The following is a 26,919-nucleotide window of genomic DNA, read 5'->3' as shown; positions in this document are numbered from 1 at the left end:
GGATGGGTGGACGGGATGCGGTCAGGGCGCCAACGCGGTTAACCGCCGGAGCCTGCACCGGACGGAGCCGCGAGAACGGCCGCGGGCGAGCCGGGACCCGCAGGCGCCGGGACGGCGGGAACCGGTGGGCCGCCGGGAGCCGCCGGGCCGCCGGGACCCGCCGCGGCAAGATGATCGGCCGCGAAGGCCGCGCCCTGGTCGATCACCGGGACATTGCTCGAATACGACTTATGCACGTCGAAACTCCCCCCGTCGGAACAGATCGGGTCCCCGGGAGCGCACACCACGATGGTCTTGGCCTGATAAAGCGGGCCGATGACAACCGGCGGCGCGCCGAAAAGGTGCATCGTCTTGTCGCTCGGCAGTGCGTAGAGCACGACCGAGGAGACGTGGTTGGCCACCTCGGGGTCCAAGGGTTTGGGCACGCTCGCCGGATCGATTCCAGCGGGCACGTCGGCCGAGGTGACGAAGCCCATCACGGCCGCGCCTGAGGAGTAACCGCCGAGCACCATCTTGGTGTTGGGGCAGTCGTGCGCCATCGAAACGATATGCGAACTCGCGTCCCTGATTCCGACCTTGGCCGCGTTCGTAAAGTCATACGTCGCGGGGTAGTCGACCGGATATACGTTGAACGACCTTGTGCCGACGCGCGGGCGCAGGGAGTCGAGGAAGGCCTGGCCGGTGGGGCCGACACCGGGAGGATCGTCGGTGCCGCGGGCAAAGACCACCTGAGCATCCGGACACGGATCGGCGGCGGCGAAGGGGATTGCAGACGCCAGGACGGGCGCAGTAGCGCCCGCCGCCGCGACTAACGCGGGAGCAAGGAAACGAAGGACCTGGTGTGGGGGCATGCCTAGAGGTGCCCGCACTCGCGATTTGCTAAACCGCCAGTTCTATGTGCCCGGGGTCCAGGCCGTGATCCGGGGGATCCAGCGCGGGACGTTGCGCCGGTAATCGACGTATTCACTGCCGTAGCGCTCGGTGAGATGGGGCTCTTCCCAGAACCAGATGGCGGTGGCCTGGAAAGCGAAGAAGATCGCGAACCAGGTCAGCAGCCCGCCGGATGCGGTGATGGCCGCCTCCCCGAGCAGGATGCAGAGCACGCCGGTGATCATCGGGTTGCGCACGTGCCGGTAGGGCCCGCGCACCACCAGGTGGACCGGCTCGCCCATCACCTTGCCCAGCCCGAGCGTGCCCTCGCCGACGCGGTCGAACAGCACGTTCGTCCACACCATCAGCGCCAGACCGGCGGCGATCAGCAGGCAGCCGACGGTCACCAGCACCACCGTCAGCGCGGTGCCGAGGTGCGCGGTTCGCACCCCGGCCGGGATCACGATCAGGGCCGGGACGACGAGCGTCACGGTGACCGGGAAGAGCAGGACGGACATCAGGTGTCGCCACCAAAGGCGTCGACCCGCGGTTGTCACCATGGCGGACCTCCTTTACTTCAACCTCCGTTGAAGAACAACCTACGCCGGCGCGCGGTATTCATCAACGGTTGTTGAAGTATTGTGACGTCATGGTCGAACCGCGGCGGGCCGGCCGGTGGCGGACCGGTCAACAGAACCGACAGCGAATCCTCGACGCCGCGCGCGAACGCTTCATGCGCGAGGGATACGAGGGGGCCACCGTCCGCGCCATCGCCGCCGACGCCGGCGTGGACGTCGCGATGGTCTACTACTTCTTCGGCAACAAGGAAGGTCTCTTCACCGCGTCCACGCTGACCGGACCCGAGCACCCGCTACATCAGCTCGCCGCGCTCCTCGACGAGGGGACCGAGCGGATCGGCCCGAGGCTGGTGCGCCGCTTCCTCGAGCACTGGGAGGAGGGTGCCGTCTTCGAGCCGTTCCTGACGCTGTGGCGTTCGGCGGCGATCCACCCCCAGGCGCGAAAGGTGTTGCACGACAGCCTCGCCGGGCCGATCGCGAAGCGGGTCGCGGCGGAGTTCGGGGTGGCCGACGCCGAGCTGCGCGTCGAGCTGGTGGCCAGCCACCTGGCGGGCCTGGCGTTCGCGCGCTACCAGCTGCGGATCGAGCCGATCGCGTCGGCCGCGATCGACGATGTGGTCGGCTGGCTGGGGCCGACCGTGCAGCGCTACCTGGCCGACCCGGACCCGTAGGACCTACGTTCCGGTCCAGCGCGGCGGGCGCTTCTCCGCGAACGCAATCGCGCCTTCCTTGGCGTCGTTCGACGAGAACACCGGGGCCAGAATCTTGATCTGCTCGGTGAACATGGTGTCTCGGCTCCAGCCCCGGGATTCGGTGATGATCCGCTTGGTGGCGGCCACCGCGAGCGGTCCGTTCGCGGTGATCTTCTCCGCCAACTCGATTGCCGCGTCCAGCGCCTTGCCCGGCTCGGCCAGGACGTTGACCAGGCCCAGCTCGTGAGCGCGCTCGGCCGAGAGGTTATCGCCGGTCAGCGCCAGCTCCATCGCGATCGCGTAGGGAATGCGTTCGGGCAACCGCAGCAGTCCCCCGCCGCCGGCGACCAGGCCGCGCTTGACCTCGGGGATGCCGAACGCCGAGTCCCTGGACGCGACGATCAGATCGGTGGCCAGCGCCAGCTCGGTGCCGCCGGCCAACGCGAACCCTTCCACCGCGGCGATGAGCGGCTTGGCCGGGGGGCGTTCGGTGAAGCCCATGCCGCGGCCCTCGACGACGACGTTCTCGCCGCGGGCGAACGCCTTGAGATCCATGCCGGCGCTGAACGAGCCACCCGCCCCGGTCAGGATCCCCACCGACAGGCCGTTATCGCCGTCGAGCCGATCCATGGCGTCGGCCAACCCGCGGCTGACGGCGGCGTTGACGGCGTTCTTGGCCTTCGGCCGGTTGATTGTGATGATCAGGATTCGATCCCGTTGCTCGACGAGAACTTCGGGTTCGTTATTGGGGGCTTCGTCGCTCACGGTGCTGCGAGTCTCCTTTGAATCGCTGGTGTCCGACCGATGGTAACGGCCGCCGCGCCCGGAGCTTCGACTACCGCCCGTCAGGCCGGCGCCATCGCGGCCTCGATGACCGTCAGCTCTTCGGAAAGCCCTGCGGCCCGGCGTATTTCGATGAAGTCCGCGATCATGGCCTCGGTCACCTCGTGCGGGTCCTTGACGGTGGCACCGTCGGTGAGCACCGAGATGTTGATCTGATCGACGTAGCTCCACACGGTGATGTTGAGACCGCTGCCGGCGGTCAACGGCCCCACCGAATAGATCTCGGTGACCAGGGCGCCGCCCACCCGGCCGCGCTCGCGCGGGCCGGGAACGTTCGAGATGTTCAGGTTGAGCACCTTGTTTTGTCCGTCCCGGCCGGACGCCCACCGGAAGAAGGCTTCCGTCCCCACCGGCGGCATGTACGCCGCCCAACGGCTGACCAGCTCCGGGCCCATGAGCTGGTGGCCCTCCTTGGCCGAGATCGCGTTCTCGTGGCTGCACCGCACCCGCTCCAGCGGATCGTCGGCATCGGTCGGGAGTGCGACCAGCATTCCGCTGAAGCGATTTCCGGAGATCCGCTCCGGCGAGAAGTCGAAGCTCACCGGAACGGAGGCCAGCAGGGGCTCGGCCTTGCCGTCGTAGCGCAACAGCAACGTGCGCAGCGCACCGGTCGACATGGCCAGCACCATGTCGTTGATGGTCGCGCCGAGCCGCTTGCCGGTCTCCTTGACGTCGGCCAGCGCCAGCGTCGCGGTCGCGAACCTGCGCTCCGGGGTGATCATGTGGTTCATGAACGTCGGCGGCGGCTCGAAGGGTCGGCTCAGTTCCGGCGAGAGCTTGCGCGAGCTGCGTCGCACCCGGCCGATGCCCTGCGCGGTGTAGCGAAATGTCGCCGGCAGCTTGCCGGCCTGCCGGAGATGGTCGACGAACGCCGACGACAGCAGCTGGCGTTTGGTGGGGGCCGGGTCGTTTTGCGGCGGACCGCCCTCCGGTGTGGGCAGCAGGTCCATGCCGCGCGCCAGCAGGTTGGCCGAGGCGACACCGTCGGCGAGCGCGTGGTGGATCTTGCCGACGACGGCTACCCGGTTGTTGGCCAGGCCCTCGACGAAGTACATCTCCCACAGCGGGCGGTCGCGGTCGAGCGGGGTGCTGGCGATCCGCCCGATCGCCTCGTCCAACTCGCGGCGCCCGCCGGGAGCCGGCAGTTGCCAGGGCCGGATGTGGTATTCCAGGTCGACCTCGCAGTGCTCGCGCCACATCGGATGGTGAAACTTCCACGGGATCTCGACGAGCTGATAGCAAAACGGCTCGAGCTTGTGCAGCCGGGCGCCGATGACGCGGCGAAACGACTCCAGGTCGAGGCTGCGACTCGCCGGGTCCAGCTCGATCACCGCGGCTTTGATGGTGTGCATGTGCACGTTGGGCGTCTCGCTGTACAGAAGTACGGCGTCCCAGCCGCTCAGCCGTTTCACCGCTGCCCCTTGCTCATAGAGGGGACCCTACTCAGCGGGAGGAGCTCAGATAACCTCTTTGGCACCGATTGTCTTGGCGCGGTAGACCTGATTGAGGAACAGCGATGTCGCGTGGGCCGCCACGCCCGCCCGCTCACCGTCGATGAGGTCGAAGCCGTGGCCCGCCCCGGGCAACTCCAGGTAACCGACCATCGAATGCGAGACGGTCCGCAGCCGCTCGACGAAGGCGCGCGCCTGCTCGACGGGGATGACGCTGTCCTTGCTGCCGTGAATCACCAAGAACGGCGGAGCGTTTCGATGCACCCGCGCGATCGGCGACGCGTCGCGGAACACCTCGGGATGACGCGCGATCGTCTTCTTGACCACCACCCGCTCCAGGAAATCGACGAAGTGGTCCCGCTCGGGAGTCGAACGGTCCTCCCAGTCGTAGCGGCCATAGATCCCGACCACCGCGTCCACCGAGCTGTCGGAGCCCTCGGGCAACCTCGCCTGAAGTTGGGGATCGTCGGGGGTGAGTCCGGCCAGCGCGGACAGGTGCCCGCCGGCCGAACAACCGGCCACCGCAACGAAATTGCGGTCACCGCCGAACTTGTCGACGTTGGCGCGCGCCCACGCGATGGCGGTCTTGACGTCGGTGATGTGGCGCGGCCAGCGGTGCAGCGGGGCGACGCGGTAGTCGATCGCGAGGCACACCCACCCCTGCTCGGCCAATCGCGACATCAGGGCGGACCCCTGCAGGACGCTGCGGCCGTGGACCCAGGCGCCGCCCGGGACGAAGATCAGCACCGGCGCGGGTTGCGCCGGCAGGTCCTTGCGGCGCCACACATCGAGCACCTGCGCGGGGTGGTCGCCGTAGTGGACCGCACGGCGGTAGAGATAGCGGCGTTGGCGCAGGGCCTCCCAGATCGGGGGCGTCCGCTCCGCCGCGGGCCACTCGGTTTCCAGCTCCGCGGCTGACACCACCCCTCGCAAGGCAGCGATCGAGACCTGGTGCGTGCTCGCCCGATCCCGCCGGCGCTCGTCGTTGATGCCCGGTGTCAGCCAATCCCTTTTCATGGCGGATATCGCGTTCGGTGCGTGGCGGGCACCCCACACGCCCATGGCGGTCATGCCGCCCAGGGGCTCGAGGTGCTTACCGATGACCGGTAGCGAAGCTCCGGCGACGCTTAACGCCAGCATGTAGTCGCCGGGCCGGGCTCGTAGCAACCATTTCATACATGTCATGCTCGGGACCCGCGCCGTCATGTAGGGCACTGTACCCCTGCCGGCTCACCGGAAACCAAGAATCCGTCAGCCGTGTCATGTGGGCCCGAAATCGCCGTCTGACGGGGTTGCTGACGCCGACGTCTGCGCTGTTGACGGTGATTCGGGTGTTTTCTGTACGCTGGGCCGGCGCCGCGCCGCGCCAAGCCGCGCGGCGTAGCCGGCCGCGCTGACGGCGAACATGGCCGCGGTGAGCAGCAGCCATCGGCCCAGGAACGGCTGCTGGGTCTCCCCGGTCGCTGCCTGGTAGGTGGGCCCGCCCTGTTCGATGATGCCCGGCAGGAAAACGAGCAGTGTCAGGCCCGCTCCCAGCGCTGGCACCCGAATGTAGTTGCGGGCCAGTACTTTCGGGTGTCCCCGCCGCCGGCTGGAGCGCGCCGTGATGACCCGGTCGGCCAGTGCGTACAGCGGATACAGCACCAAGTCGTGAGCGACGACGGCGGCGGCGAACCACACGGCTATCGACTGCCACCAGGTGCCGGCGTTCCACAGCGTCGCCGGGTTGAAGGTGATCAGGATGTAACCCAGCAGCGCGAAACCGGACACCATCGTCAGCAGATGCAGCGGATGGGAACCATAGATCGCGCTGAAACGTGTTGTGAATCGCGACATCTCAATCCTGCAAGAATTCGATGGACGCCACCCACTTGGTGTTGTGCACGCCGGGCAGGGCGGGGACGATGATCCGCGCCGGGTAGCCGTGGTCCAACGTCAGGTCGGCGCCGTTCACCCGCAGCGCCAGCAGCGCTTCGGGATCGCGAATCTGGTTGGCCTGCAACGTCGCCGCGCCGAACGCACCGCCCCGCTGCAGCGATACCACCAGCGCCGAGCGCGGTGCGGGTGCGCCGGCGACCCGGGCCAGATCGGCCAGCCGCACGCCGCTCCAGGTCTGCACGGTCGACCACCCTTCGACGCAGGCGATCGGCAGCCGCGCGCTGGTTTGTGGCATGCCGGCCAGCGTGGCACGGTCCAGCATCACCACCGAGGCGCCGGCCCGCAGCATCAATCGCCAGCCCGCGCCGACGCTCTCCGGGCTGATGCCCGCGGCGACGGCGGTCTTGTTGACCGGGAAATCGCGGCCGCGGCCCCGCGGCACCAACAGGGCAACGCCGCGGGCGGCGCCGCCGAGGGTTTGGCCCGCCGTCAGCATGGCGATCAGCGCCACGCCGGAGCCGACCAGCGCCAGCGCGCCGCGGCGGCTCATCGTCGGTTCGGCCGGATCGGCGGCCACCAGCCCGTCGGGATCGGGCGGTTGTGGGCGGGTGTCACTTCGGTTGGTGCGCAACACCTCCCGCAGCGGCAGCGACCGCAACCCCGACACCATGCGGGGGATCTTCAGCGTGATGTGCATGGCGAAGCCTGCGATGAACACCCACGCCCCGAAGTAGTGGGCGTCGTAGAAGCTGAACCCGAAGATGTAGTCGTACTGGATGTTGAGCACTCCGGTGACGATCTCAAAGAGTATCCCGCCGACCAGCATCAGCAACGAAATCCGTTCCAGCGCTTGGGCTATCGATCGGAACGGCGGAAAATCGAACAGCCTCGGGATCACCGACCAAAGCTTGGCCAGCACCACCGGGATGAGCACCAGGCCGAGCCCGACGTGCAGTCCCTGGGTCAGCCGGTACAACCACGATGGGCGCGTCGGCCAGTCGAACATGGGCAGGCGCAGCCAGCCGACGTCGGCGGGGATCGCCTGGCCGAGCCGCGGCCCGTAGGCGATGTAGGAGAGCAGCCCGGTGAGGATGACGATCGGCAGGGTCACCAACAGCACCAGCCCGAACACCGACGTCAACCACGGGCCGCGCAGCGGGCTTCGGAACCTCGGCAGACGGCCTGGCCCGTTCACATCGCCGCCAGGCTCGCAACCACCCGGCCGCCGACCATGCGGACGCCGGTCAACGTCAAACCCACCTGCGCGGCCAGCGCGGCGGCGCTGTCCACCCCGACCGACGCCCACCGAAACCACGGCCCGACATCGTGCGCCGACTCCAGCCGCACCCAGCGCGACCGGATGCCGACGGCTTCGCGGTCGAACTCGGCCACGCATCGGCCGCCGCGGCCCAACAGCTCGGCCGCGCGGCACAGTATTCGGCGCGGGTCGCCGCCGAGGCCGACGTTGCCGTCGACCAGCAGGACCGTCTGCCATCGGCCCATCCAGGGCAGCGGCTCGAACACATCGCCCAGCAGCGCGGCCGCACCGCCGCGACCGGCAAGGCGGATCGCGGTCGCCGACCGGTCGATGCCGAGCGCGGGGACGCCCCGGCGGATGAGGCGCGCGACCAGCCGGCCGGGCCCGCACCCGAGCTCGATGGTCGGCCCGATGCACATCTGCGTGACTTCTTCGTCGAACACCTCATCGACGCAGGCAGCATCGGGTGCACGGGCCCCCAGCCAGCGGTGCGCCGGTAGCGGACGCACCTCGCCGTCGTCGTGCCGAATCCAACATCGCTCGCCGTCGAGCGCCCGATCGTAGAGATGGCCCAGCATTTCACGCCTCTCGCATCGCGCCCGACCGCGCCGCCCGGACGCGCCCCGACCCCGGGGCGTTGCAAACCCGAATCGCCGACATGCTGATGTCCGCGGGACACGCCAGCATTTCGATCACCCGGATCGATACCCGGATCTCGGCTCGGCTAATCCACGAGTGATTCGGTGCCGACGCGGGCGCGGATGGGTGGGGTAGCTCAGAAAAGTAGTCGTGGGCGACGGCGTATGCCGCCCGGGCGACCCTAAGCCGGGTGAGAAGCCGCGCCGTTGCGGCGCGGTCGATGCGCCTCGCCGCCCAGGTGCAGCCGGATCGTCCCAGCGCTGTCGGCGTGCACGGGATAGGCGGTCACCGGCACGCCTTCGTTGGCGACCTCGCATCCGGTTTCCAGGTCGTAGGTGAAGCCGTGCAGCGGACAGACAACCACCCGGGTGTCGATCAGGCCGTCGGCCAGGGGGCCCCCGCGGTGCGGACATACCGCGTCGAGCGCGCGCAGCGAGCCGTCGCGCCGGCGGAAGACCGCGATTTGGCGCCCGTCGATCGCGTAGGCGCGGCCCTCGCCCACGGGGATGTCGTCGATGGAGCCCAGCGCGATGGATTTCATCTGACCGGCACCTGGGGCAGCGGGATCAGCGGCAGCGAAGTTCGAAAGTTCGTCGATGCAGCGGGATTTCGGCTCTCGCTCCACGGATCGCGGTACGACTCCACCGACTTCTGCATGCGCGCATCGAGGTCGGCGCCGATGCGCTCGCTGTCCTGCACCACGACCGCACGGATCCGTTCGATGCCCAGCCGCGGCACGAAGTCGTAGGTGCGTTCCAGCCAATTGGCGTTTTCCCGGTAGTACTGCAGGAACCGCCCCGTCAGCCCGATGACCTCGTCCGGAGTGTCCACGGTTGTCAGCAGATCGCCCTTGCGGACGTGTGAGCCGGCGGCGCCGCCCACGTAGATCTGCCATTGCCCGCCCTCGATCGCGACGACGCCGACGTCCTTGCACAGCGCCTCGGCGCAGTTGCGCGGGCACCCAGTCACCGCCAGCTTCATCTTCGCGGGACTGGGCAGGCCCTGGAACCGATCTTCGATCGCAATGCCGAGCGCGGTCGAGTCGCCCAACCCGTAGCGGCAGAAGTCGCTCCCCACACAGGTTTTCACGGTTCGGAAGCTCTTGCCGTACGCGTAGCCGGACGGCATCCCGAGATCGGCCCACACCGCCGGAAGGTCTTCCTTGCGCACGCCAAGCAAATCGATTCGCTGGCCGCCGGTGAGTTTGATCATCGGAATCTGGTATTTGTCGGCGACGTCGGCGATCTTGCGTAGCTGGTCGGAGCTCGTCACCCCGCCCTTGAGTTGCGGCACCACCGAGAAGGTGCCGTCCCGCTGGATGTTGGCGTGCACCCGGTCGTTGATGTAGCGGCTGTCGCGCTCGTCGATGAACTCGTCGCCCCACATCATGTGCAACAGCGAGGCCAGCGCCATCTTCGAGGCGGCGTCGTCGCGGCCTTCGGGCGCCAGCGCGGCGAACACCGACGACACCGAGTGCAATTCCAGCTCGCGGATCAGCCGCATCAGCTCGGGCTTTTCATAGGGGACGCCAGGCACGTACCAATTGGCCGCGGCGTCTTCGGAAATCGCGGCGCCGGCCTCGGAGGCCGCCCACTCGACGACCTGGGCCACGAGGCCCTTGCACGAGCCGCAGCCCTTGCCCGCCCGCGTCGCCGACATCACGCCCGCGAGCGACGTCTGGCCATCCCTGACGCAGGAGACGATGGCGGCCTTGCTCACCCCGTTGCAGTTGCACACCTGTGCGTCATCCGCCAATTCCGCGGCACCGGTGGCAACGTCGGGTGTGCCGATGTCGAACATCAGCGAGACCCGTTCGGGCGGAAGCGGAAGACCGCGGTCGAAGGCCTGCATCAAGAAGGCCACCTTGCTGACGTCGCCGACCAGGGTGGCGCCGATCAGCTTGTCGTCGCGCACCACCACGGTTTTGTACACGCCGTGCTTGGGTTCGCAATACTGCACGAATTCGTCGTCGTCGCGCTCAGGGCCCTTCAGGCCCATCGCCGCCACATCGACACCGGCGACCTTCAGCTTCGTCGCCGTGCGTGAGCCGTGATACGCCGCATGGGGATTGGCGCTGGTCAGATGATCGGCGAGCACGCTCGCCTGTTCCCACAGTGGCGCGACAAGCCCGTAAACCTGCCCGCGGTGCTGGGCGCACTCGCCGACGACGTAGATGTCGTCGTCGTCGACCGATCGCATCTGGTCGTCGACGACGATGGCGCGTTCCACGGTGAGCCCGGCCCGCTGCGCCAGCCCGACATTGGGCCGGATGCCCGCGGCCAACACCACCATGTCGCAGGGCAACTGGGTGCCGTCGGCAAATTCGATCGCCGACGGCAGGCCGTCCAGGGTGAGCATCCTGGTCGTCCTCTTGCCGGTGTGCACCTCGATGCCCAGCTCCTCCACCAGGCGGCGCAGGATGGCGCTGCCCTGGTCGTCGAGTTGTGCGTTCATCAAGGTGGGGCCGCCCTGTACGACACCGACGTGCAGCCCCCGATTCTGCAGTCCCCGTGCGGCTTCCAGTCCCAACAGTCCACCACCGATGACGACGGCTTTGCTTCGCCCCTTGGCGAATTCGATCATGGCCGCGCAATCGTCGAGGCTGCGGAACCCGAAAACGCCGCGGGCCAACGTCTTGTCGTCCTGCCAGATGCCGTCGACCGGGGGGAAGAATGACCGGCTACCCGTGGCCAGAATCAGCTTGTCGTAGCGGACCGTACTGCCGTCGTCGGCGTACACCAGGTGTGCGAAGGGGTCGATCCGCACCACCCGCACCCCGGCGCGCAGTTCGATGTTGTTCTGCGCGTACCAGTCCAGCGGATTGAGGTAGATTTCGCCCGCGTCGTCGGACCCGGCGAGCACGTTGGACAACAGAATTCGGTTGTAATTCCCGTACGGTTCGTCACCGAAGACAGTGATGGCAAACCGCTCGTTGCCACCGCGCGCGAGGACCTCTTCGATCGCGCGAGCGCCCGCCATGCCGTTGCCGACCACCACCAGCCTGGCCAGCGCGGCCGCGCTGTGGCCATTCGTTTCGGGTTGGACCAATGTAGTCATGGCGACTCAGACTTCGACCAAGCCGATATCGATGAAGACCGTACCGCTCAGTCCGTCGGGGGCCGCGACGAACACCTCGATGACGGTGTCGGCGATCAGGTCTTCGACGACCCGAAGCGGTACGTGCACAGCGTCTTTGGCACCCACGGGGAAGTACCGCATGGGGGTGCCGTCACGCATCACGACAATGGTCACCAGCTCGTCGGTGCTGTTGCCGCCGCGAAAGTATACCGGCTGGGTGATCGCCCCGGCCGGCACGACGTAGCGCAGGGACGCATCGAGCAGGGACGGCGAATCGTATCCCTTGCCGTCGAACGTGAACGCCCCCTGCAGGAATCGGGGGTTGCTGCCATCACTCATGCGTTACCTCTCCCTCCGGGCAATCGGTGGTTTCCGCGCGGGTCACCGCGACCGCGCAGACCTTGAAAGACGGCATCCGCGAATGCGGGTCAAGGACCGGATTCGTCAGCCGATTGATGCTCGCCGCACCGCCCCAGTGGAACGGTGCGAACACGGTGTCCGGGCGCATCCCGCGGGCCAGGCGCACGGTCATCACGACCTCGCCGCGGCGGGTGCGCAGCCGGACCTTGTCGCCGCCGCGGACGCCGAGCCGTTGGCCCAGCGTCGGGTGTATCTCGGCCACCGGCTCCGGATCCGCCTCGGAAAGCGCTGCGACCCTGCGCGTTTGGGTCCCGGACTGGTACTGCCGCAAGGTGCGGCCGGTCGTCAGGTAGTAGGGGAATTCGTCGTCCGGCAGTTCGGCGGCCGCGGGTTGCTCGACAGGATGGAAGTGGGCCCGCCGGTCTTGTGTCGGGAAATCCTCCGCGAACATTCGTTGGGTGGCCTCGTACCGGGCGGACGGGCAGGGCCAGAACACCCCGTGTTCGGCCTCGATCCGCCGGTAGCTGATGCCGCGGTAGTCGGCCTTACCGCCCGCGCTTGCCCGGGTCAGCTCGTCGAACACCTCCTCGGCATCGGCCGAAAACCCGTGTACCCCTAGCCGCTTGGCCAGGTCGGCCATCACGTCGAGGTCGGTGCGGACCTCGTCGGGCGCCCGCACCGCGCCGCGACGCAGGACCACCCGGCCCTCCAGGTTGGTCATGGTTCCTGTCTCTTCGGCCCATTGCGTGGTGGGCAACACCACGTCGGCCATCGAGGCCGTCTCGGACAGAAAAAAGTCGGAGACGACGAGGAATTCCAGCTCCTTGAGCTTGTCGGCGACATGGAGCGCATTGGGCGCCGAGACCGCGACGTTGGATGCCATCACCCACAGCGCGCGCACACCGCCGGGTGAGCCGATGCCGCTGAGCATCTCGTATGCCGACAGTCCGGACGACGGCAATTCGGCCGGGTTGACGCCCCACACCTGCGCGACATGGGCTCGGGCGACAGGGTCGTCGAGTTTGCGGTAGCCGGGCAGCTGGTCGCATTTCTGACCGTGTTCGCGGCCCCCCTGACCGTTGCCCTGACCGGTGATCGTCGCGAAACCGCTGTACGGACGGCCCGGCAGTCCCAATGCCAGGGCCAGGTTGATGAAGGCCTGCACGGTGTCGGTGCCCGAAGTGTGTTGTTCGGCGCCGCGGGCGGTCAGGATCATCGCCCGTTGCGCGCTCGCCAGCATCCGCGCCGCGGCGACGATCTCGTTCTCGGGCACGCCGGTTATCCGTTCCACGCGGTCGGGCCAGTACAACCGAACCGCGCGGCGCACCGCCTCGAATCCCGTGGTTCGTTCGGCTAGATACTTCTGATCCAAAAGCCCTTCTCGGACAATGACGTTGAGCATCCCGTTGGCCAGGGCGAGGTCGGTTCCGGGGACTGGCTGCAGGTGAAGGTCGGCGTGGTCGGCGGTCGCCGTGCGCCGCGGATCCACGACGATGTGCCGGGCACCGCGGGCCCGTCCTTCGTCGAAGTACTGCATCGCCGGCGGCATCGTCTCGGCGGGGTTGCCGCCGACCAGCAGAATGACATCGGCCCGCGCGACGTCGGCGAGCGGAAACGGTAACCCCCGGTCGATGCCGAACGAGCGGTTGGACGCCGCAGCCGCCGATGACATGCAGAACCGGCCGTTGTAGTCGATCGCGGAGGTGCGCAACGCGACGCGCGCGAATTTGCCGAATTGATAAGCCTTTTCATTCGTCAGGCCGCCGCCACCGAAGCATCCTATCGCGTCACGACCGTGGTCGGCCTGCGTTTTCTGGAACACCGCGACGACTCGCTCCAGCGCCTCGTTCCAGCTCGCCGGTCGCAGCGGGGCATCGCGGTCGTCGCGAACGAGCGGCGCGGTCAGCCGTTCCGGATGCGCCAGGAGGTCAGCCGCCGCCCAGCCTTTCGCACAAAGCCCGCCGCGATTGGTCGGGAAGTCCTCTTGTGGCGCAAGCGCCACATCTCCCCCCGACACGTCCAGGGTCATCCCGCATTGCAACGAGCAATAGGGGCAATGCGTTTTCGTCGGCGCCGGCGCCATCGGCGATCACCGCTCAGGTGCGCAGCCGGTGCGTCCTCCGCCGGCCCCGCTGGGTAGACATCCCATACCGCCTCCCGATCGGCCTATGACCGAAGCTACGGCGCGTGTGTTGCAGGGGGATTTCCGCGGATTGTCCGGACGACTACCGCGGGCTCACGGTGCCGGCGGGGAAGGTGCGTTCCGCGTCGGTGATACTGGATCGGTGCCGAACACCGACGTTCACCCCGATCTGCGCCGCATCGCCCGCCTCACCCCCCACCAGCTCGTCGGCCGGCGGACCCTGCCGGTGGTACGCACCTTGGATCGGGTACGCGTGCGGCTGCGTAAGCCGAGCTCACCGGGTGACGTCGAGGTCGTCGCCCTCGGATCCGGCGCGGGCGGCCGGCTGTTCCGCCCGGCGGGCGTCACGCAGCCGCCCCCCCCGCTGCTGTGGATCCACGGTGGCGGATATGTGATCGGCAGCGCGCAGCAGGACGACCGGTTGTGCCGCCGGTTCAGCTCCAGGTTGGGGATCACGGTCGCATCGGTGGATTACCGGCTGGCCCCCGAACATCCCTATCCCGCACCGCTCGAGGACTGCTATACCGCTTTGACCTGGCTGGCCGGGCAGCCCGGTGTGGACCCGGGACGGATCGCGATCGGCGGTGCCAGCGCCGGCGGCGGGCTGGCGGCGGCCCTGGCCCTGCTGGCGCGCGACCGCGGCGATGTCGCACCCGCGTTCCAGCTACTCGTCTACCCCATGCTCGACGATCGCAGTTCCACCACCGCGGACCAGCCGCACTACCGGCTGTGGAACCCGCGCAGCAACCACTTCGGCTGGACGGCCTACCTCGGCGATGCCGACCCCTCGGTAGCCGTGCCGGCGCGGCGCGACGACCTGAGTGGCCTGCCACCCGCGTGGATCGGGGTGGGCACCCACGACCTGTTCCACGACGAGGATCTCGCCTACGCCGAACGGCTGCGCGCCGCCGGGGTGCCGTGCGAGGTCGAGGTGGTCCCCGGCGTATTCCACGGGTTCGACCTGTTCGTGCCGAAAGCCCAAGTGTCGCAACGTTTTTTCGACACTCAGTGCGACAGTTTGCGCGCCGCGCTCGCCCCCGCCGGCTGATCGCCCGTCACATCGCGAAATACACCAGCTCGCCACCGATGATCGTGGCGGCCACCATGCCGGCGTCCAGCTCGGCCAGCGCCGTCGCCGGCGGCTCGTTCAGCACGCACAGGTCGCCCGGCTGCCCGGGTTCGACGGCGCGGGCCCGGTCCGGTCGCTCGGCGGCGCCCAGGAACATGGTCAAAGCCTCTCGCGCCGAGACACATTCGTCGGCGCCCAGGACGGCGCCGCTGGGTGTGGTGCGGTACACCGCGGCGCGCATCGCGGTCCACGGATCGCCGTGACCGAAGGGCATGTCGGTCGACAGCGCCACGCGCACTTGAGCTTTCAGCAACGACGCGACCCGCCACAACTGACCGTGCTCGGCGGCTGGGACGTCGGCGAGGTACTGATCGCCGCGCTCGGCGACGAAGTTGGGCTGCGTAACCACCGTCAGGCCCCCCGACGCGGAGAGTTCGGCCAGGTCGGCCAGGGTGTCGTCCGGCACAACCGCCGCGTGCTCGATGCGGTCGCGCGGGTGGCTGCCGGCGGCGCGCAGGGCGGCGATGGCGACCACGAGTTGGGCGGCGGTCACGCAGTGCAGCGCGATTGGCCGGTCGGCCGCGTGGTGCTCGGCGATCCAGTCCGTCAGGGCGTCGAGGTCGAGGCGGTCGTCGTGCAGGATCTTCTTGCCCGGCGACAGGAAGTGCAGCCGCGGCCGAAATTCGCCGCGGCGCTGCGCCACCACCAGCGAGACCATGTCGTCGGCGCCGAGGTCGGGAGTGGCGTCGGTGACACCCGTGACGCCGGTCGCGGTGATTCGGCGGCTGAGCTCCGCGAGGTCGGTTTCCCGGCGCGCCAGCGCATCCGACCAGCCCCGGTCGGCGCTGCGCAGCCGGCCGTCGGGGTGTTCGGCCAGGCCGACGCGGCCAAGCGCGGCCGAGTTGAGGATCCACAGCGCGCCGCTGCGATGCTGGACGCGTACCGGGACGCGCGGCACCACCGCGTCGAGGGCGGCCCGGTCCAGCTCGCCGGCGACGGACTCGTGATAGCCGACGGCGCGAATCCACCCGTCGGGACCCGGCGTGGCATTCGACAGCAGTTGCATCAGTTGGGTTTTGGTGGTGACGCCGGGCGGGCCGACGAGAAACGAGTCCAGGGCGGACGCGGCCGAGCGGACGTGCACGTGGTGGTCGTGCAACCCGGGCAGTACCGTCCCGCCGCCGGCATCGAGCAGACCCTCCCCCGGTTGGGCGGTCAGCCCGTCGCCCATCTCCTCGATCCGTTCGGAGACCCGGATGCTGGTGGTCGTCCCGTCCAGCAGGGTGGCCCGCCGAATCAGCATGACAGGCAACGCCTTTCGGCTACCAGGCGCCGCACCGCCTCGTTGTGGTCGCCGAGTTCGGCCGCCGGCGCGGCCGCGGCCGGCACGGTCGGCGGCGGGGCGGGGTGCCCCGAGGCCGACGGCTGGGTGGGCAGCGCCGCGTAGGTCGCGGCGACCGCGGCCAGCGACACGTGGATCGACTCGCCGCCGCCGCGGACCAGCGATTCGGTGACCGCGCAGGCCGCCTCCAGCCCCGTCAGCGGATCGGCGATGGCGTCCCCGCAGAACACCGGTTCGCCGTGGCCGGTGCCGACCAGGCCGCCCGCCACCGCGGCATCGTCGCCGAACGCCGGCCGCGGTGAATGCTCGTCGTACCCGGTGATCTGCAACCAGATTCGGCCCGCTCGCGGCGCAACGTCGCCCGGGCCGAGCCGGCGCCTGGCCAGCGCCGCGGGCCGGGAGCCCTCGATCACGACGTCGGCGACCGCGAGCAGGTCGCGCAGTTCGCCGGCGTTGTCGAAATCGACGCAATACGACAGCTTTCCGCCGTTCATCCAGTCGAAGAACGCGCGGTTGCCGCTGCGGGTGCCGTCCGGGCGGCGCGGGCTCTCGACTTTGACGACGGTCGCCCCGGCTCGGGCCAGCAGCTGCCCGCACAACGGGCCCGCCCACATCGACGACAGGTCGGCCACCAACAGGCCGGCGATCCGGTGTGCCTCCGCCCGGAATCCCATCCGTTCGATCCGCGGCGACGTGGCCGCGACCTCGCCCAGGGCGGCCGCGGGAAGGTCGAGCAGAACCGCCCGCTCGATGATCGCCGCCACCGGTTGCGTTGCGGCCCAACGCCGCAGCGTGGGCCAGGGGTCGGCGGGCACGTCGTCGGCGTGGACGAGCGCGGGCACCGCGGCGACATCGTCGGGGCGCGACAGCGTGATCGCGCACCAGCCGTCCCGCGCGGCCAGCAATCGGGTGGCGCCACCGCACGACACCGCCCCGCCGCGGGTCAATCCGAGCAGCGCGGCCCGCCCGGTCAGCAGCGGGGCGGCGGCAACGCGAATGCCCGCTCGGTGGGCGATGTCCGCGGCGACCCCCTCGGCGCGGGTCAGCACGTGGGCGCGGGAGAAGTCCGGCGGCCCGTCGGGCGGCCCGGTCAGATAGGCCAACCCGCTGTTTCCCCAGTCGGCCGCCTCGCTGCTCACGACACCATTGTGCGCGTGGCGTGCCGCGCCGCGGGTCAGAACTGCAGGGCGCTGAAGCGCCAGTCCAGCACCGGCCGGTCGGGCTGGCCCGCCGTGTCGCTCACCGAGTAGACCAGCGAGCGAAGTTTCAGCACGCCGCCGTGCTCGGTCGGCTGCGCGGACTCGACGTGTAGTTCGCTGTAGAGGGTGTCGCCCTCGTGCACTGGGCCGGTGTGGTCGCAGGACTCCCAGCCCAGCACCGTCACCAGATTGGGCAGCAGCCGGCTGGCCTGCGCGAGCGCCAGCCCGATGGTGTGCCCGCCGTACACCAGCCGGCGCCCGCCGACCCGCGAATCATGGTGTGTGGCAGCGATATTCAAGGTCAGCCTGGCCAATTCCGGTGCGCCGCTGACAACGTCGCCGGTGCTGTGCAACACCGCGCCCGCGATCCCGGGGTCGAAATGCGGGCCGGGCACCTTGGCCCGGAAAGCCTCGGCGTCCCAGTGCGCGGTCGGATCGGCGGCGGGCGGGGCCGCGTCGGCGCCGATGGCCGACAGATCGTCGGCGGGACGATCGTCGGGACGAAAGTCCGGGCTCGCGGGCAGCATGGCGCAGCGGTAGAAGTCGAGGACCAGCTGATCGGCCTGGTCGATCGTGATCATCCGCAGCGCGGCCAACCCCGTGGGCGCCCGTCCGGGCTTGAGCGAATTCGGCCGCAGCCCAACGACTTCGGTGCGCGTGTAGATCGTGTCACCGAGGGCGGGAAAGTGGTGAAACGTGAGACCGCGATAGAACAGGTTGGCCTTGACTCGCTGGGTTACCAGCGTCGACTGCCCGATCGCCACGTCGCAGACCAGGGCGGGATGCGCCAGCGCGCCGGGCAGGCCCGTGACCGCCGCACACAGGTCGGCGTCCAGCGCCAGGCGCAGCCGGTCTCCCACGATCGCCTGATGCGCCGCGGCCAGACCCGGCGACAGCGTCGCCGACGGCGCCCAGTCGAACACCTGGCCCACCGAAAGGTCGTCGAAGTAGGGTCCACCCTCGCGTATGTCGGCATAAGTCACGGGGCCAATATGGCATGGGTGAGCAGAGAGCACAGCGACGACTCCCAAGACGAAGAAGACCTGCTGGTTGCCACCGTGCGGGCGTTCATCGACCGCGACGTGAAACCGACCGTCCGGGAGGTCGAGCACGCCAACACCTACCCCGATGCGTGGATCGAGCAGATGAAGCGGATCGGCATCTACGGCCTGGCCGTTCCCGAGGAATACGGTGGGTCGCCGGTGTCGATGCCCTGCTATGTGCGGGTCACCCAGGAGCTGGCGCGCGGCTGGATGAGCCTGGCCGGCGCGATGGGCGGACACACCGTGGTGGCCAAGCTGCTGACCCTGTTCGGCACCGAGCAGCAAAAGCGGACGTATCTGCCGCCGATGGCCAGCGGCGAGCTGCGGGCCACGATGGCGCTGACCGAGCCCGGCGGCGGCTCCGACCTGCAGAACATGTCTACCACCGCGCTGCCCGACGGATCCGACGACCTGGTGATCAACGGTTCCAAGACCTGGATTTCCAACGCGCGCCGCTCCGGGCTGATCGCCCTGTTGTGCAAGACGGACCCGAACGCCCAGCCCCGGCACAAGGGCATCTCGATCGCGCTCGTCGAGCACGGCGCGGGCCTGTCGGTGTCGCGGGACCTGCCCAAGCTCGGCTACAAGGGCGTCGAGTCCTGTGAGCTGTCGTTCGACAACTACCGATTGCCGGCGACCGCGATTTTGGGCGGCCGCCCGGGCGAGGGCTTTTCGCAAATGATGAAGGGGCTCGAGACGGGCCGCATCCAGGTAGCTGCGCGGGCCTTGGGGGTGGCGACGGCGGCGCTCGAGGACGCGCTGGCGTACGCGCAGCAGCGGGAGAGCTTCGGCCGGCCGATCTGGAAGCACCAGGCCGTCGGCAACTACCTCGCCGACATGGCGACCAAGCTGGCCGCAGCCCGTCAGCTCACCCGGTATGCCGCGGAGCGCTACGACAGCGGCGAGCGCTGCGACATGGAAGCCGGGATGGCCAAGCTGTTCGCCTCCGAGGTCGCGATGGAGATCGCGCTCAACGCCGTGCGCATCCACGGCGGCTACGGCTACTCCACCGAATACGACGTCGAACGATACTTCCGCGACGCGCCCCTGATGATCGTCGGCGAAGGCACCAACGAGATCCAGCGCAACGTGATCGCCGAGCAGCTCGTCGCCCGGGGCGGGATCTGAAGGGAGGGAGCCGAAATCTCCCGGTCCGACGCCGATGTGTGCTGTATATTTGCCTGACTTCACGTGCCAGCAAAGCCTGGACCGGAGGGAACCACACGGAAAGGGAGTCGTCATGAGTTATCCCCCAGGGCCGTACGAGGGTTCCCCAGAATGGCAGGGCCAGCAGCAACCGGGTTGGCAGGGCCAACCGCCGGAATGGCAGGGACAGCAACCGGGTTGGCAAGGTCAGCAACCGGGTTGGCCGGGCCAGCACCCGGGCTGGCCGGCCCAGCGCGAACCGGACAACTACCTCGTCTGGGCGATCCTGACCACGGTCCTGTGTTGTCTTCCGCTGGGAATCGTCTCGATCGTCTACTCCACCAAGGTCTCTGGGCTGTGGACGCAGGGGCGGTACGCCGAGGCCCAGTCCGCTTCGGAGAGCGCCAAGAAGTGGGCGATCATCGCCGCGATCGCGGGCGGGGTCATCGGGCTGATGTCCGCGATCGTGTACTTCTTCATCTTTGCCTTCGCCATTTCCAACCTGCCGTCGACCACTACGACGACGTTTTCGGGTTACTGAGTTTCTACTGGGAGAGGCCTTGGGCGCCAACGTGAATGGCGTCCACCAGGCCCCACTCCAGCGCCGTATCGGCGCCGACGGTCCGTCCGGACAGCACGAGATACGCCGTGCGCCAGCGGCCGATTCGGCGCGTAACGCTGACGGTGCCGCCGGCGCCGGGGATCAGGCCCAGGGTCAATTCGGGTAGCCCGAAGACCGAATCGTCGCGCGCCTCAATCCATCCGCAGAACGCCGCCATCTCCAGTCCGCTGCCCATCACCCGGCCGTGCACCTCGGCACGGCAGGACCGGCCGAGCCGGGCGGTCAGCGCGTCGAGCGCAAGCGCCGGGCTGTACCGGGTGCGCGCCAGGTGCGCACTGGCCGGGTCCGCGAAGGTGCCGAATTCGGCGAGGTCTCCGCCGCTGCAAAACGATGGGCCGTTGCCGCTCAACACGATCCCGGTCACCGACGGGTCTAATTGCGCCACCGTCAGCGCCTCGAGCAGCGCCGCGCGCGCGTCGGTGGAAAACGCGTTGTGGCGTTGCGGCCGGTTGAACGCGATGCGCAGGGTGTCGCCGTGGCGGCGCGCCTGCACCGGTTCTTCGATGTCGGGCATGCGGGCGGGGCCGCGTTCGTCTAGCCAGCGCGCGAACTCCGGGCCGGCCTGCAGCGTGGAGTAGGCCAACGACTCGGTCACGACCGCGGCCAGTGTCGGGCCGTCGGGGCTGACCGCGCGCAGCACGTCGTCGCAGACGCTGCTGGCATGCGGCCAGCGTTGGCAGCGCCGCGTCAGCTCGGCCAGCATCTCGGGCACCGAATCGACGGTGACCACCCGGCGATCGGTGCAGGGGTCCTCCGTCAGGGTGAAAGTCGCTGCGTCGAGCCATGTTTCGGACTTCGCGATGTCAGCGGCCGAGCCGACGGCGACGGTCACCCCCGGCGGCACGTCGACGCCGGCGTCCGTCGCGCCCGACAGGTCGACCACCCGGAGAGTCACACCGAATACTTCTCGATCAGCCCGTTCTTGTAGAGCTTTCCGGTGTCGGTGCGCGGCAGCTGCGTCTCGAACGCGATGGATCGCGGGCATTTGTAGTGCGCCAGGCGGTCTCGCAGCCAGCCGAGCAGCTCGGCGGCGAATTCGTCGGTGGCGTCAGCAGGGTCGACGGTCTGCACGGCGGCCACCACGCGCTGGCCCATCTCGTCGTCGGGAATGCCGAACACCGCCGCGTCGAGCACCTTGGGGTGGGTGACCAGAAGGTTCTCGGTCTCCTGTGGATAGATGTTCACCCCGCCGGAGATGATCATGTGGTGGCGCCTGTCGGTCAGGAACAAGTAGCCCTCGTCGTCGAGGTAGCCGACGTCGCCGACGGTGGCCCAACCGTGCTTGTCATGTGAGGCAGCGGTTTTCGTCGGATCGTTGAGGTATTCGAAGGAGAAGCCGCCCTCGAAGTAGATCTCACCGGGCTGCCCCGCGGGCAGCTCGGTGCCGTCCTCGCCGAGGATGTGGATCTGGCAGTTCATGGGCCGGCCGACCGAACCGGGATGGGCCAGCCACTCCTCGGCGCTGATCAACGTCGACCCGATCGCCTCCGAGGACGCGTAATACTCGTCAACGATCGGCCCCCACCAGTCGATCATCTGCTTCTTGATCTCCACCGGACACGGCGCCGCGGCGTGCATCACCCGCTGCAGGCTGGACACGTCGTACGAATCACGAACCGCCTGAGGCAGTTTGAGCATCCGGGTGAACATGGCCGGCACGAACTGGCCGTGGGTCACGCGGTAGCGCTGGATGGCGTCCAGCGTGCCCTCGGGATCGAACTTCTCCAGAACCACGGTCGTGATGCCGCCGGCCTGCGCGGTCATCGACCACACCGACGGCGCCGTGTGATACAGCGGGGCCGGGCTCAGATAGATCGAGTCGGGCGTCATCCAGAATTCCACCAGCGCCGCCATCATGCCCGCCGCCTCCGCCGGCGGGACGTGCGGCAACTCGCGTTTGATTCCCTTGGGCCGCCCGGTGGTGCCCGAGGAGTACTGCAGCAGGTCGCCCTCGAGTTCGTCGTCGATCGGTGTGTCGGGTTGGCCCGCAACGCATTCCGGGTAGCGCTCCCAGCCGTCGAGATCGCCGTCGGCCATCATCAGCAGGGCCGGTAGCCCGCCGGGCTGGGAGTACCGCCCGCATGCGGGGGAATGTTGCGCCAGGCCCTCGCAGGTTTCACGCAGTGCACCCGATCCGATGATCGCCCGGGCGCTGCTGTTGTCGATGATGTAGGCCGCCTCGGCCGGGGTCAGGTGCGTGTTGATCGGCACGTAGTACAGGCCGCTGCGCCGCGCCGCCCACATGACCGCGTGGATGTGTTCGTTGTTCTCCATCAGGATCGCGACGGTGTCACCCTCGCGCAGGCCGGCCTCGCGGAACCGGTGGGCCAGCCGGTTGGCGCGGGCTTCCAGGTCGTCGAACGTGACGACTGTGCCCGACGGGTGCAGGATCACGGCGGGTTTGTCGGCGCCGATGTGGGGGCGAATCTGCATGCGAGGACTGTACCGCCGCGCGTGTTGACAGGTGTCAAGTGGGCAGCAGCAGGGCGCTGTCGCCGAATTCATGCCACAAATAGGCGCGGTCGACGGCCTCGCGGTAGGCGCCGGCCACCAACTCCGGGCCGGCGACGGCCTCCAGCAGCACCAGGTGGGAGGCGCCGGCGTCGTGCCATCCGGTGATCAAGCCGTCGACCACGCGGCTCGGGCGGGATGGGCCGAGCACCAGGTCCGTCCAGCCCGCCACCGGCCGCACCGTGCCGCCGCGGTCCGCGGCCGATTCCAGAGCGCGGGTCACCGTGGTTCCGGCCGCGATCACCCTGCCGCCGGCCGAGCGCGTCGAGTTCACCAACCGCGCGGTCGCGGGTGGCACCTGGAAAAGCTCGGGTGTGGGCGGCTCGCCCGCCTCCGCCGAGGACACCCCGGCGTGCAGCGTGATCGGCGCGATCGCGACCCCGCCCGCCACCAGAGCTGTCACCAATTCGGTGCTGAAAGGACGTGCCGCGCTGGGCATTTCGGCGCTGCCGGGGCGACGGGCGAACACGGTTTGGTAGTAGCGCAGTGGCCACTGCCGCGATACATACGCGTAGCGGATCGCCCGGCCGTGCCGGCCGAGGTACGCCCCGACGTTGCCCTCGATGATCACCCGCGCGGTCCACAAGCGTGCGCCGCCGACGCCGGGCCGCGGATAGGACGACTCGATGACGAGCGCGGCGCCGCCGGGCAGGTCGATGCGTTCGCCGGGCCGGACGTCGGTGAGGTGTCCGGTCGCGTTCGCCGCGGGCCGCAGCTCCACCACCCACACTTTCTCGGTGCGCACGGTGGAGAAGTGCACCGCGATCGGCTGACCGGCGCGGCGGCCGTCGACCGCGGCGGGCATGGTGGCGGAATCGTTCACCACCAATAGGTCGCCAGGCCGCAGGTACTCACCGAGGTCGCGGAAGTGCGCGTGGTCGATCCCGGTGGGCCGGGCGACCAGCAGCTTGACCGCGTCCCGGGCCAGGCCGCGCGCCTCGGGCGGCTCGGTGGCATCGGAGCCCGGGCGCCGGTGGAAGCGCGTGTGCGGCTGCGGGACAGGCGGGATGGTCGGGATTGTCGGGAGGCTCGGGAGAGTCATTGCCGCGCTCCGGAGAGCGCCAGGTCCGCGGACCGATACCGACCGGACTTCGGGCGGGTGTCCAGGAGCCGCAACACCGCGGGCACGACGGATTCCGGCTCGGCGCGATCGGAGATGTCCTCGCCCGGGAACGCGGCCTGGTGCATCTCGGTGCGCATGTCGCCGGGGTCGAACGCATACACCGGCACGGCCGGGATCTCGGCGGCCAGCACGGCCGACAGCTGATCGAGGGCGGCCTTGGACGAGCCGTAGCCGCCCCAGCCGGGATACGGTTCGACGGCGGCGTCGGAGGTCAGGTTGACGACCACCCCGCCGTTCTCGGTGAGAGCCGGCAGCGCCGCCTGGATCAGCGCCAGCGGGGCGAACAGGTTCGTCTGGTACACGGCCGAAAACTCGGACGCCGGATAGTCGGCGAGCAGCGGTTGGGGGCTGGGACCCAACCGGCTCGCGTTGTTGACCAGCAGCCGAAGCGGCCCGGCGTCGATCGCGGCCGCGACCAACGCGTCACGATGCGACGCTTGCGTGACGTCTCCGGGTAACGCGATCAGTCGTGTCGAATTCAGCTCTGCCGCAGTGGTTTCCAGGTCGGCGTCGCGGCGGGCATCGCCCACGACGGTCCAGCCTCGGTCGAGCAGGGCGGCGGTCAGCGCCTTGCCGAATCCGCGCGAGGCGCCGGTGACGATTGCGACGGGACGGGTGTCGGATTGAGTCATACGCCCCATACTGATAGTTAAAGTAAACTTTAAGTCAAGTCCGGTAGGGAGGTCGTATGGATAAGCGGGATTTGTTCACCGTCAGCGAGATCGCGACGCGAAGTGGCTTCGCCGCGTCGGCCATCCGGTTCTACGAAAGCCAGGGCCTGATCACGGCGTCCCGGACGTCCGGCGGCCAGCGCCGGTTCGAGCGGCACATGTTGCGGCGCCTGGCGTTCATCCGGGCCGCCCGAAACGTCGGGCTAAGGCTGGAGGAGGTCGCCGACGCCCTGGCGAAACTCCCGGACGCCCGCACCCCGACGCGCGCCGACTGGGCCGCGCTGTCGAAAACGTGGCGCACGCGCCTCGACGATCAAATCGCGGGCCTGATGGCGCTTCGCGACAACTTGGACTCGTGCATCGGCTGCGGTTGTCTGTCGCTGAAGCGCTGCGCCATCTCCAATCCCGGTGACACCGCGGCGGGCGCGGGACCGGGCGCGGTCTACCTGCCGAAGTCCTTGCGACGGCAGGCAATTGGCGGCTAGCGCCGGGGTGCTACGACGATTCGGACAGCCGCTGCTTGAGCGCCTCGAACTCGTCCTTGACGCCGGTGGGCAGCCTGTCGCCGACGAACTCGAACCACTCCTCGATCAGCGGCAATTCCTTGCGCCACTCGTCGGCGTCGACGGTCAAAGCCCGACCCACGTCCTCGCCGGTGACGTCGAGGCCGTCCAAGTCGAGGTCCTCGGCGGTGGGGACGATGCCGATCGGGGTGTCCTGGCCGCCGGCCTTGTGCTCGATGCGGTCGACGATCCATTTCAGCACGCGGCTGTTCTCCCCGAAGCCCGGCCACAGGAACTTGCCGCCCTCGCCGCGGCGGAACCAGTTGACGAAGAACACCTTCGGCAGCTTGGACTCGTCGGAGTTCTTGCCGAGATCCAGCCAGTGTTGGAAGTAGTCACCGACGTGGTAGCCGAGGAACGGCAGCATGGCCATCGGGTCGCGGCGCACGGTGCCGACCTTGCCCTCGGCGGCGGCGGTCTGCTCGCTGCCCATGGTGGCTCCCATGAACACGCCGTGCTGCCAGTCGCGGGCCTGGGTCACCAGTGGCACCGTGGTCTTGCGGCGGGCGCCGAACAGGATGCCCGAGATCGGCACACCCTGCGGGTCGTCCCACTCCGGCGCCAGGATCGGACACTGCGACATCGGCGTGCAGTAACGCGAATTCGGGTGGGCCGCTTTGGTTTCCGTCTCGCGAATGATCCAGTCCTGACCCTTCCAGTCGATCAGGTGATCCGGCTCGCCCTCCAGGCCTTCCCACCACACCTCGTCGTCGTCGGTCAGCGCGACGTTGGTGAAGACGGTGTTGCCCGCGGCGATGGTGCGCATGGCGTTGGGGTTGGACTTCCAGTTGGTGCCCGGTGCGACCCCGAAGAAACCGAACTCGGGGTTGACCGCGTACAGCCGGCCGTCCTTGCCGAACCGCAGCCAGGCGATGTCGTCGCCGAGCGTTTCGGCCCGCCAGCCCGGGATGGTCGGCTGCAGCATGGCCAGGTTGGTCTTACCGCAGGCCGACGGGAACGCCGCGGCGAAGTAGTAGGCCTTGTTCTCCGGGGAGATCAGCTTGAGGATCAGCATGTGCTCGGCGAGCCAGCCCTCGTCGTGGGCCATTGCCGACGCGATGCGCAGCGAGTAGCACTTCTTGCCCAGCAGGGCGTTGCCGCCGTAGCCGGAGCCGTAGCTCATGATCTCGCGGGTCTCCGGGAAGTGGGTGATGTATTTGGTGTCGTTGCAGGGCCACGGCACGTCCTTTTGGCCCGGCTCCAGCGGGGCCCCGACGGAGTGCAGCGCCTTGACGAAGAATCCGTCGTTGCCCATCTTCTCCAGGGCGGCCTTGCCCATCCGGGTCATCACCTTCATCGAGACGACGACGTATTCGGAGTCGGTGATCTCCACGCCCAGCTTGGGGTCGTCGGCCCCGAGCGGGCCCATGCAGAACGGCACCACGTACATCGTGCGGCCGCGCATGCAGCCCCGGTACAGGTCCTTCAGGGTGGAGCGCATCTCCGCCGGGTCCATCCAGTTGTTGGTGGGCCCCGCGTCGCTCTCCCGCTCGGAGCAGATGAAGGTCCGCGACTCCACGCGCGCGACGTCGGACGGATCGGACAGCGCCAGGAAGGAATTGGGGTACTTCTCGGGGTTCAGGCGCTTGAACGTGCCCGCCTCGACGAGCTGGTCGGTCAGCCGCTGCCACTCTTCGTCGGAGCCGTCAGCGAACACCACGCGGTCCGGCTGGGTGAGCTCGGCGACCTCCTCCACCCACGACAGCAGCCCCTGGTGCTCGGTGGGCGGGTTGTCCAGACCCGGAATGGTCGCTGAGGTCATCGAACTCTCCTGAATTCTTCGTCTGCGTTCCTGGCGTTCGTCGTGCGTATGCGTTCGCCCACACAACTGTTGACATGG

Annotated in this window: 25 protein-coding genes; 5 read left to right on the top strand and 20 right to left on the bottom strand. The window is 68.8% G+C overall.

Features of this window, described 5'->3' with window-relative positions; genetic code table 11:
- Nucleotides 1-38: 38 nt before the first annotated feature.
- The gene (locus tag A5744_RS02985; RefSeq protein WP_076058226.1) at nt 39-851 is read right to left on the bottom strand and encodes a cutinase family protein; all 813 of its coding nucleotides are present in this window, start codon (nt 849-851) and stop codon (nt 39-41) included.
- Between the two features lie 42 nt (nt 852-893).
- Nucleotides 894-1,430: an isoprenylcysteine carboxylmethyltransferase family protein gene (locus tag A5744_RS02980; protein WP_076058224.1), complete on the bottom strand. Its 537-nt coding sequence runs from the start codon at nt 1,428-1,430 to the stop codon at nt 894-896.
- Between the two features lie 89 nt (nt 1,431-1,519).
- Here A5744_RS02980 and A5744_RS02975 point away from each other — a divergent pair, with 89 nt between their 5' ends.
- The gene (locus A5744_RS02975; RefSeq protein ID WP_076058222.1) at nt 1,520-2,119 is read left to right on the top strand and encodes a TetR family transcriptional regulator; all 600 of its coding nucleotides are present in this window, start codon (nt 1,520-1,522) and stop codon (nt 2,117-2,119) included.
- Between the two features lie 3 nt (nt 2,120-2,122).
- Here the strand turns inward: A5744_RS02975 and A5744_RS02970 are convergent, their stop codons facing one another.
- From A5744_RS02970 to A5744_RS02925, 10 genes are all read right to left on the bottom strand, one after another.
- On the bottom strand, nt 2,123-2,905 hold the full coding sequence (locus tag A5744_RS02970; RefSeq protein WP_076058220.1) for a crotonase/enoyl-CoA hydratase family protein: 783 nt from the start codon (nt 2,903-2,905) through the stop codon (nt 2,123-2,125).
- Nucleotides 2,906-2,985: 80 nt separating this feature from the next.
- Nucleotides 2,986-4,395, bottom strand: coding sequence for a wax ester/triacylglycerol synthase family O-acyltransferase (locus tag A5744_RS02965; RefSeq protein WP_076058218.1), 1,410 nt, complete (start codon nt 4,393-4,395; stop codon nt 2,986-2,988).
- Nucleotides 4,396-4,440: 45 nt separating this feature from the next.
- A complete protein-coding gene (locus tag A5744_RS02960; protein ID WP_170874409.1) occupies nt 4,441-5,640 on the bottom strand; it encodes an alpha/beta hydrolase in 1,200 nt (399 codons plus the stop codon).
- 54 nt (nt 5,641-5,694) lie between these two features.
- The gene (locus A5744_RS02955; protein ID WP_076058215.1) at nt 5,695-6,270 is read right to left on the bottom strand and encodes a hypothetical protein; all 576 of its coding nucleotides are present in this window, start codon (nt 6,268-6,270) and stop codon (nt 5,695-5,697) included.
- A 1-nt stretch (nt 6,271) separates the two neighbouring features.
- Nucleotides 6,272-7,507, bottom strand: coding sequence for a molybdopterin-dependent oxidoreductase (locus A5744_RS02950; RefSeq protein WP_076058213.1), 1,236 nt, complete (start codon nt 7,505-7,507; stop codon nt 6,272-6,274).
- Entirely contained in the window at nt 7,504-8,148 is a 645-nt protein-coding gene (locus A5744_RS24265; RefSeq protein ID WP_076058211.1) for a class I SAM-dependent methyltransferase, read from the bottom strand. Before A5744_RS24265 ends, A5744_RS02950 begins: the two co-directional genes overlap by 4 nt.
- A 242-nt stretch (nt 8,149-8,390) precedes the next feature.
- Nucleotides 8,391-8,750, bottom strand: a complete 360-nt coding sequence (locus A5744_RS02940) for a Rieske 2Fe-2S domain-containing protein (protein WP_076058209.1) — start codon at nt 8,748-8,750, stop codon at nt 8,391-8,393.
- Nucleotides 8,747-11,266, bottom strand: a complete 2,520-nt coding sequence (gene nirB / locus A5744_RS02935) for a nitrite reductase large subunit NirB (protein ID WP_076058208.1) — start codon at nt 11,264-11,266, stop codon at nt 8,747-8,749. The genes A5744_RS02940 and nirB overlap by 4 nt, the downstream gene beginning before the upstream one ends.
- 6 nt (nt 11,267-11,272) lie before the next feature.
- The gene (locus tag A5744_RS24555; protein ID WP_076058206.1) at nt 11,273-11,626 is read right to left on the bottom strand and encodes a molybdopterin oxidoreductase; all 354 of its coding nucleotides are present in this window, start codon (nt 11,624-11,626) and stop codon (nt 11,273-11,275) included.
- Complete coding sequence (locus A5744_RS02925) at nt 11,619-13,730, bottom strand: molybdopterin oxidoreductase family protein (RefSeq protein ID WP_076058204.1); 2,112 nt, start codon at nt 13,728-13,730, stop codon at nt 11,619-11,621. The genes A5744_RS24555 and A5744_RS02925 overlap by 8 nt, the downstream gene beginning before the upstream one ends.
- A gap of 202 nt (nt 13,731-13,932) precedes the next feature.
- Here A5744_RS02925 and A5744_RS02920 point away from each other — a divergent pair, with 202 nt between their 5' ends.
- Nucleotides 13,933-14,838, top strand: a complete 906-nt coding sequence (locus tag A5744_RS02920; protein ID WP_076058203.1) for an alpha/beta hydrolase — start codon at nt 13,933-13,935, stop codon at nt 14,836-14,838.
- Nucleotides 14,839-14,845: 7 nt separating this feature from the next.
- Here A5744_RS02920 and A5744_RS02915 read toward each other — a convergent pair whose 3' ends face one another.
- The 3 genes from A5744_RS02915 to A5744_RS02905 are packed head-to-tail and all read right to left on the bottom strand — an operon-like array spanning nt 14,846 to nt 18,383.
- On the bottom strand, nt 14,846-16,162 hold the full coding sequence (locus A5744_RS02915; RefSeq protein ID WP_076058201.1) for an amidohydrolase family protein: 1,317 nt from the start codon (nt 16,160-16,162) through the stop codon (nt 14,846-14,848).
- Complete coding sequence (locus A5744_RS02910; RefSeq protein ID WP_076058199.1) at nt 16,156-17,340, bottom strand: CoA transferase; 1,185 nt, start codon at nt 17,338-17,340, stop codon at nt 16,156-16,158. The genes A5744_RS02915 and A5744_RS02910 overlap by 7 nt, the downstream gene beginning before the upstream one ends.
- Before the next feature lie 35 nt (nt 17,341-17,375).
- Nucleotides 17,376-18,383, bottom strand: coding sequence for a MaoC family dehydratase (locus A5744_RS02905; protein WP_076058198.1), 1,008 nt, complete (start codon nt 18,381-18,383; stop codon nt 17,376-17,378).
- Between the two features lie 18 nt (nt 18,384-18,401).
- Between A5744_RS02905 and A5744_RS02900 the strand changes: the two genes are divergently transcribed.
- Entirely contained in the window at nt 18,402-19,571 is a 1,170-nt protein-coding gene (locus A5744_RS02900) for an acyl-CoA dehydrogenase family protein (protein ID WP_240562945.1), read from the top strand.
- A gap of 112 nt (nt 19,572-19,683) precedes the next feature.
- Entirely contained in the window at nt 19,684-20,130 is a 447-nt protein-coding gene (locus A5744_RS02895) for a CD225/dispanin family protein (RefSeq protein ID WP_076058194.1), read from the top strand.
- Between the two features lie 4 nt (nt 20,131-20,134).
- Here A5744_RS02895 and A5744_RS02890 read toward each other — a convergent pair whose 3' ends face one another.
- From A5744_RS02890 to A5744_RS02875, 4 genes are read right to left on the bottom strand one after another with little or no spacing between them, the layout of a single operon-like run.
- Nucleotides 20,135-21,106: an enoyl-CoA hydratase/isomerase family protein gene (locus tag A5744_RS02890; RefSeq protein WP_240562944.1), complete on the bottom strand. Its 972-nt coding sequence runs from the start codon at nt 21,104-21,106 to the stop codon at nt 20,135-20,137.
- Complete coding sequence (fadD4, locus tag A5744_RS02885; RefSeq protein WP_076058191.1) at nt 21,103-22,644, bottom strand: fatty-acid--CoA ligase FadD4; 1,542 nt, start codon at nt 22,642-22,644, stop codon at nt 21,103-21,105. Before fadD4 ends, A5744_RS02890 begins: the two co-directional genes overlap by 4 nt.
- A 34-nt stretch (nt 22,645-22,678) precedes the next feature.
- The gene (locus A5744_RS02880) at nt 22,679-23,764 is read right to left on the bottom strand and encodes an S-adenosylmethionine:tRNA ribosyltransferase-isomerase (RefSeq protein WP_083679180.1); all 1,086 of its coding nucleotides are present in this window, start codon (nt 23,762-23,764) and stop codon (nt 22,679-22,681) included.
- Nucleotides 23,761-24,477, bottom strand: coding sequence for an SDR family NAD(P)-dependent oxidoreductase (locus A5744_RS02875; protein ID WP_076058190.1), 717 nt, complete (start codon nt 24,475-24,477; stop codon nt 23,761-23,763). Before A5744_RS02875 ends, A5744_RS02880 begins: the two co-directional genes overlap by 4 nt.
- 56 nt (nt 24,478-24,533) lie before the next feature.
- Here A5744_RS02875 and soxR point away from each other — a divergent pair, with 56 nt between their 5' ends.
- Nucleotides 24,534-25,001 (top strand): redox-sensitive transcriptional activator SoxR, encoded by a 468-nt coding sequence (gene soxR / locus A5744_RS02870; protein WP_076058188.1) that lies wholly within the window; start codon nt 24,534-24,536, stop codon nt 24,999-25,001.
- A 10-nt stretch (nt 25,002-25,011) separates the two neighbouring features.
- Here soxR and A5744_RS02865 read toward each other — a convergent pair whose 3' ends face one another.
- The gene (locus tag A5744_RS02865) at nt 25,012-26,841 is read right to left on the bottom strand and encodes a phosphoenolpyruvate carboxykinase (GTP) (RefSeq protein WP_076058184.1); all 1,830 of its coding nucleotides are present in this window, start codon (nt 26,839-26,841) and stop codon (nt 25,012-25,014) included.
- Between the last annotated feature and the right edge of the window lie 78 nt (nt 26,842-26,919).

This window comes from Mycobacterium sp. IS-1264 (assembly GCF_001954195.1).
In the GTDB taxonomy this organism is placed as follows: Bacteria; Actinomycetota; Actinomycetes; order Mycobacteriales; family Mycobacteriaceae; genus Mycobacterium.
The sequence above is the reverse complement of the archived record's forward strand: the minus strand, read 5'-3'. Positions and strand labels throughout refer to the sequence as shown.

Coding starts and splice junctions, on each gene's coding strand:
- A5744_RS02985 (WP_076058226.1), bottom strand. CDS start 851: ATGCCCCCACACCAGGTCCTTCGTTTCCTTGCTCCCGCGTTAGTCGCG.
- A5744_RS02980 (WP_076058224.1), bottom strand. CDS start 1,430: ATGGTGACAACCGCGGGTCGACGCCTTTGGTGGCGACACCTGATGTCC.
- A5744_RS02975 (WP_076058222.1), top strand. CDS start 1,520: ATGGTCGAACCGCGGCGGGCCGGCCGGTGGCGGACCGGTCAACAGAAC.
- A5744_RS02960 (WP_170874409.1), bottom strand. CDS start 5,640: ATGACGGCGCGGGTCCCGAGCATGACATGTATGAAATGGTTGCTACGA.
- A5744_RS02955 (WP_076058215.1), bottom strand. CDS start 6,270: ATGTCGCGATTCACAACACGTTTCAGCGCGATCTATGGTTCCCATCCG.
- A5744_RS24265 (WP_076058211.1), bottom strand. CDS start 8,148: ATGCTGGGCCATCTCTACGATCGGGCGCTCGACGGCGAGCGATGTTGG.
- A5744_RS02940 (WP_076058209.1), bottom strand. CDS start 8,750: ATGAAATCCATCGCGCTGGGCTCCATCGACGACATCCCCGTGGGCGAG.
- nirB (WP_076058208.1), bottom strand. CDS start 11,266: ATGACTACATTGGTCCAACCCGAAACGAATGGCCACAGCGCGGCCGCG.
- A5744_RS24555 (WP_076058206.1), bottom strand. CDS start 11,626: ATGAGTGATGGCAGCAACCCCCGATTCCTGCAGGGGGCGTTCACGTTC.
- A5744_RS02925 (WP_076058204.1), bottom strand. CDS start 13,730: ATGGCGCCGGCGCCGACGAAAACGCATTGCCCCTATTGCTCGTTGCAA.
- A5744_RS02915 (WP_076058201.1), bottom strand. CDS start 16,162: ATGCTGATTCGGCGGGCCACCCTGCTGGACGGGACGACCACCAGCATC.
- A5744_RS02895 (WP_076058194.1), top strand. CDS start 19,684: ATGAGTTATCCCCCAGGGCCGTACGAGGGTTCCCCAGAATGGCAGGGC.
- fadD4 (WP_076058191.1), bottom strand. CDS start 22,644: ATGCAGATTCGCCCCCACATCGGCGCCGACAAACCCGCCGTGATCCTG.
- A5744_RS02880 (WP_083679180.1), bottom strand. CDS start 23,764: ATGACTCTCCCGAGCCTCCCGACAATCCCGACCATCCCGCCTGTCCCG.
- A5744_RS02875 (WP_076058190.1), bottom strand. CDS start 24,477: ATGACTCAATCCGACACCCGTCCCGTCGCAATCGTCACCGGCGCCTCG.
- soxR (WP_076058188.1), top strand. CDS start 24,534: ATGGATAAGCGGGATTTGTTCACCGTCAGCGAGATCGCGACGCGAAGT.
- A5744_RS02865 (WP_076058184.1), bottom strand. CDS start 26,841: ATGACCTCAGCGACCATTCCGGGTCTGGACAACCCGCCCACCGAGCAC.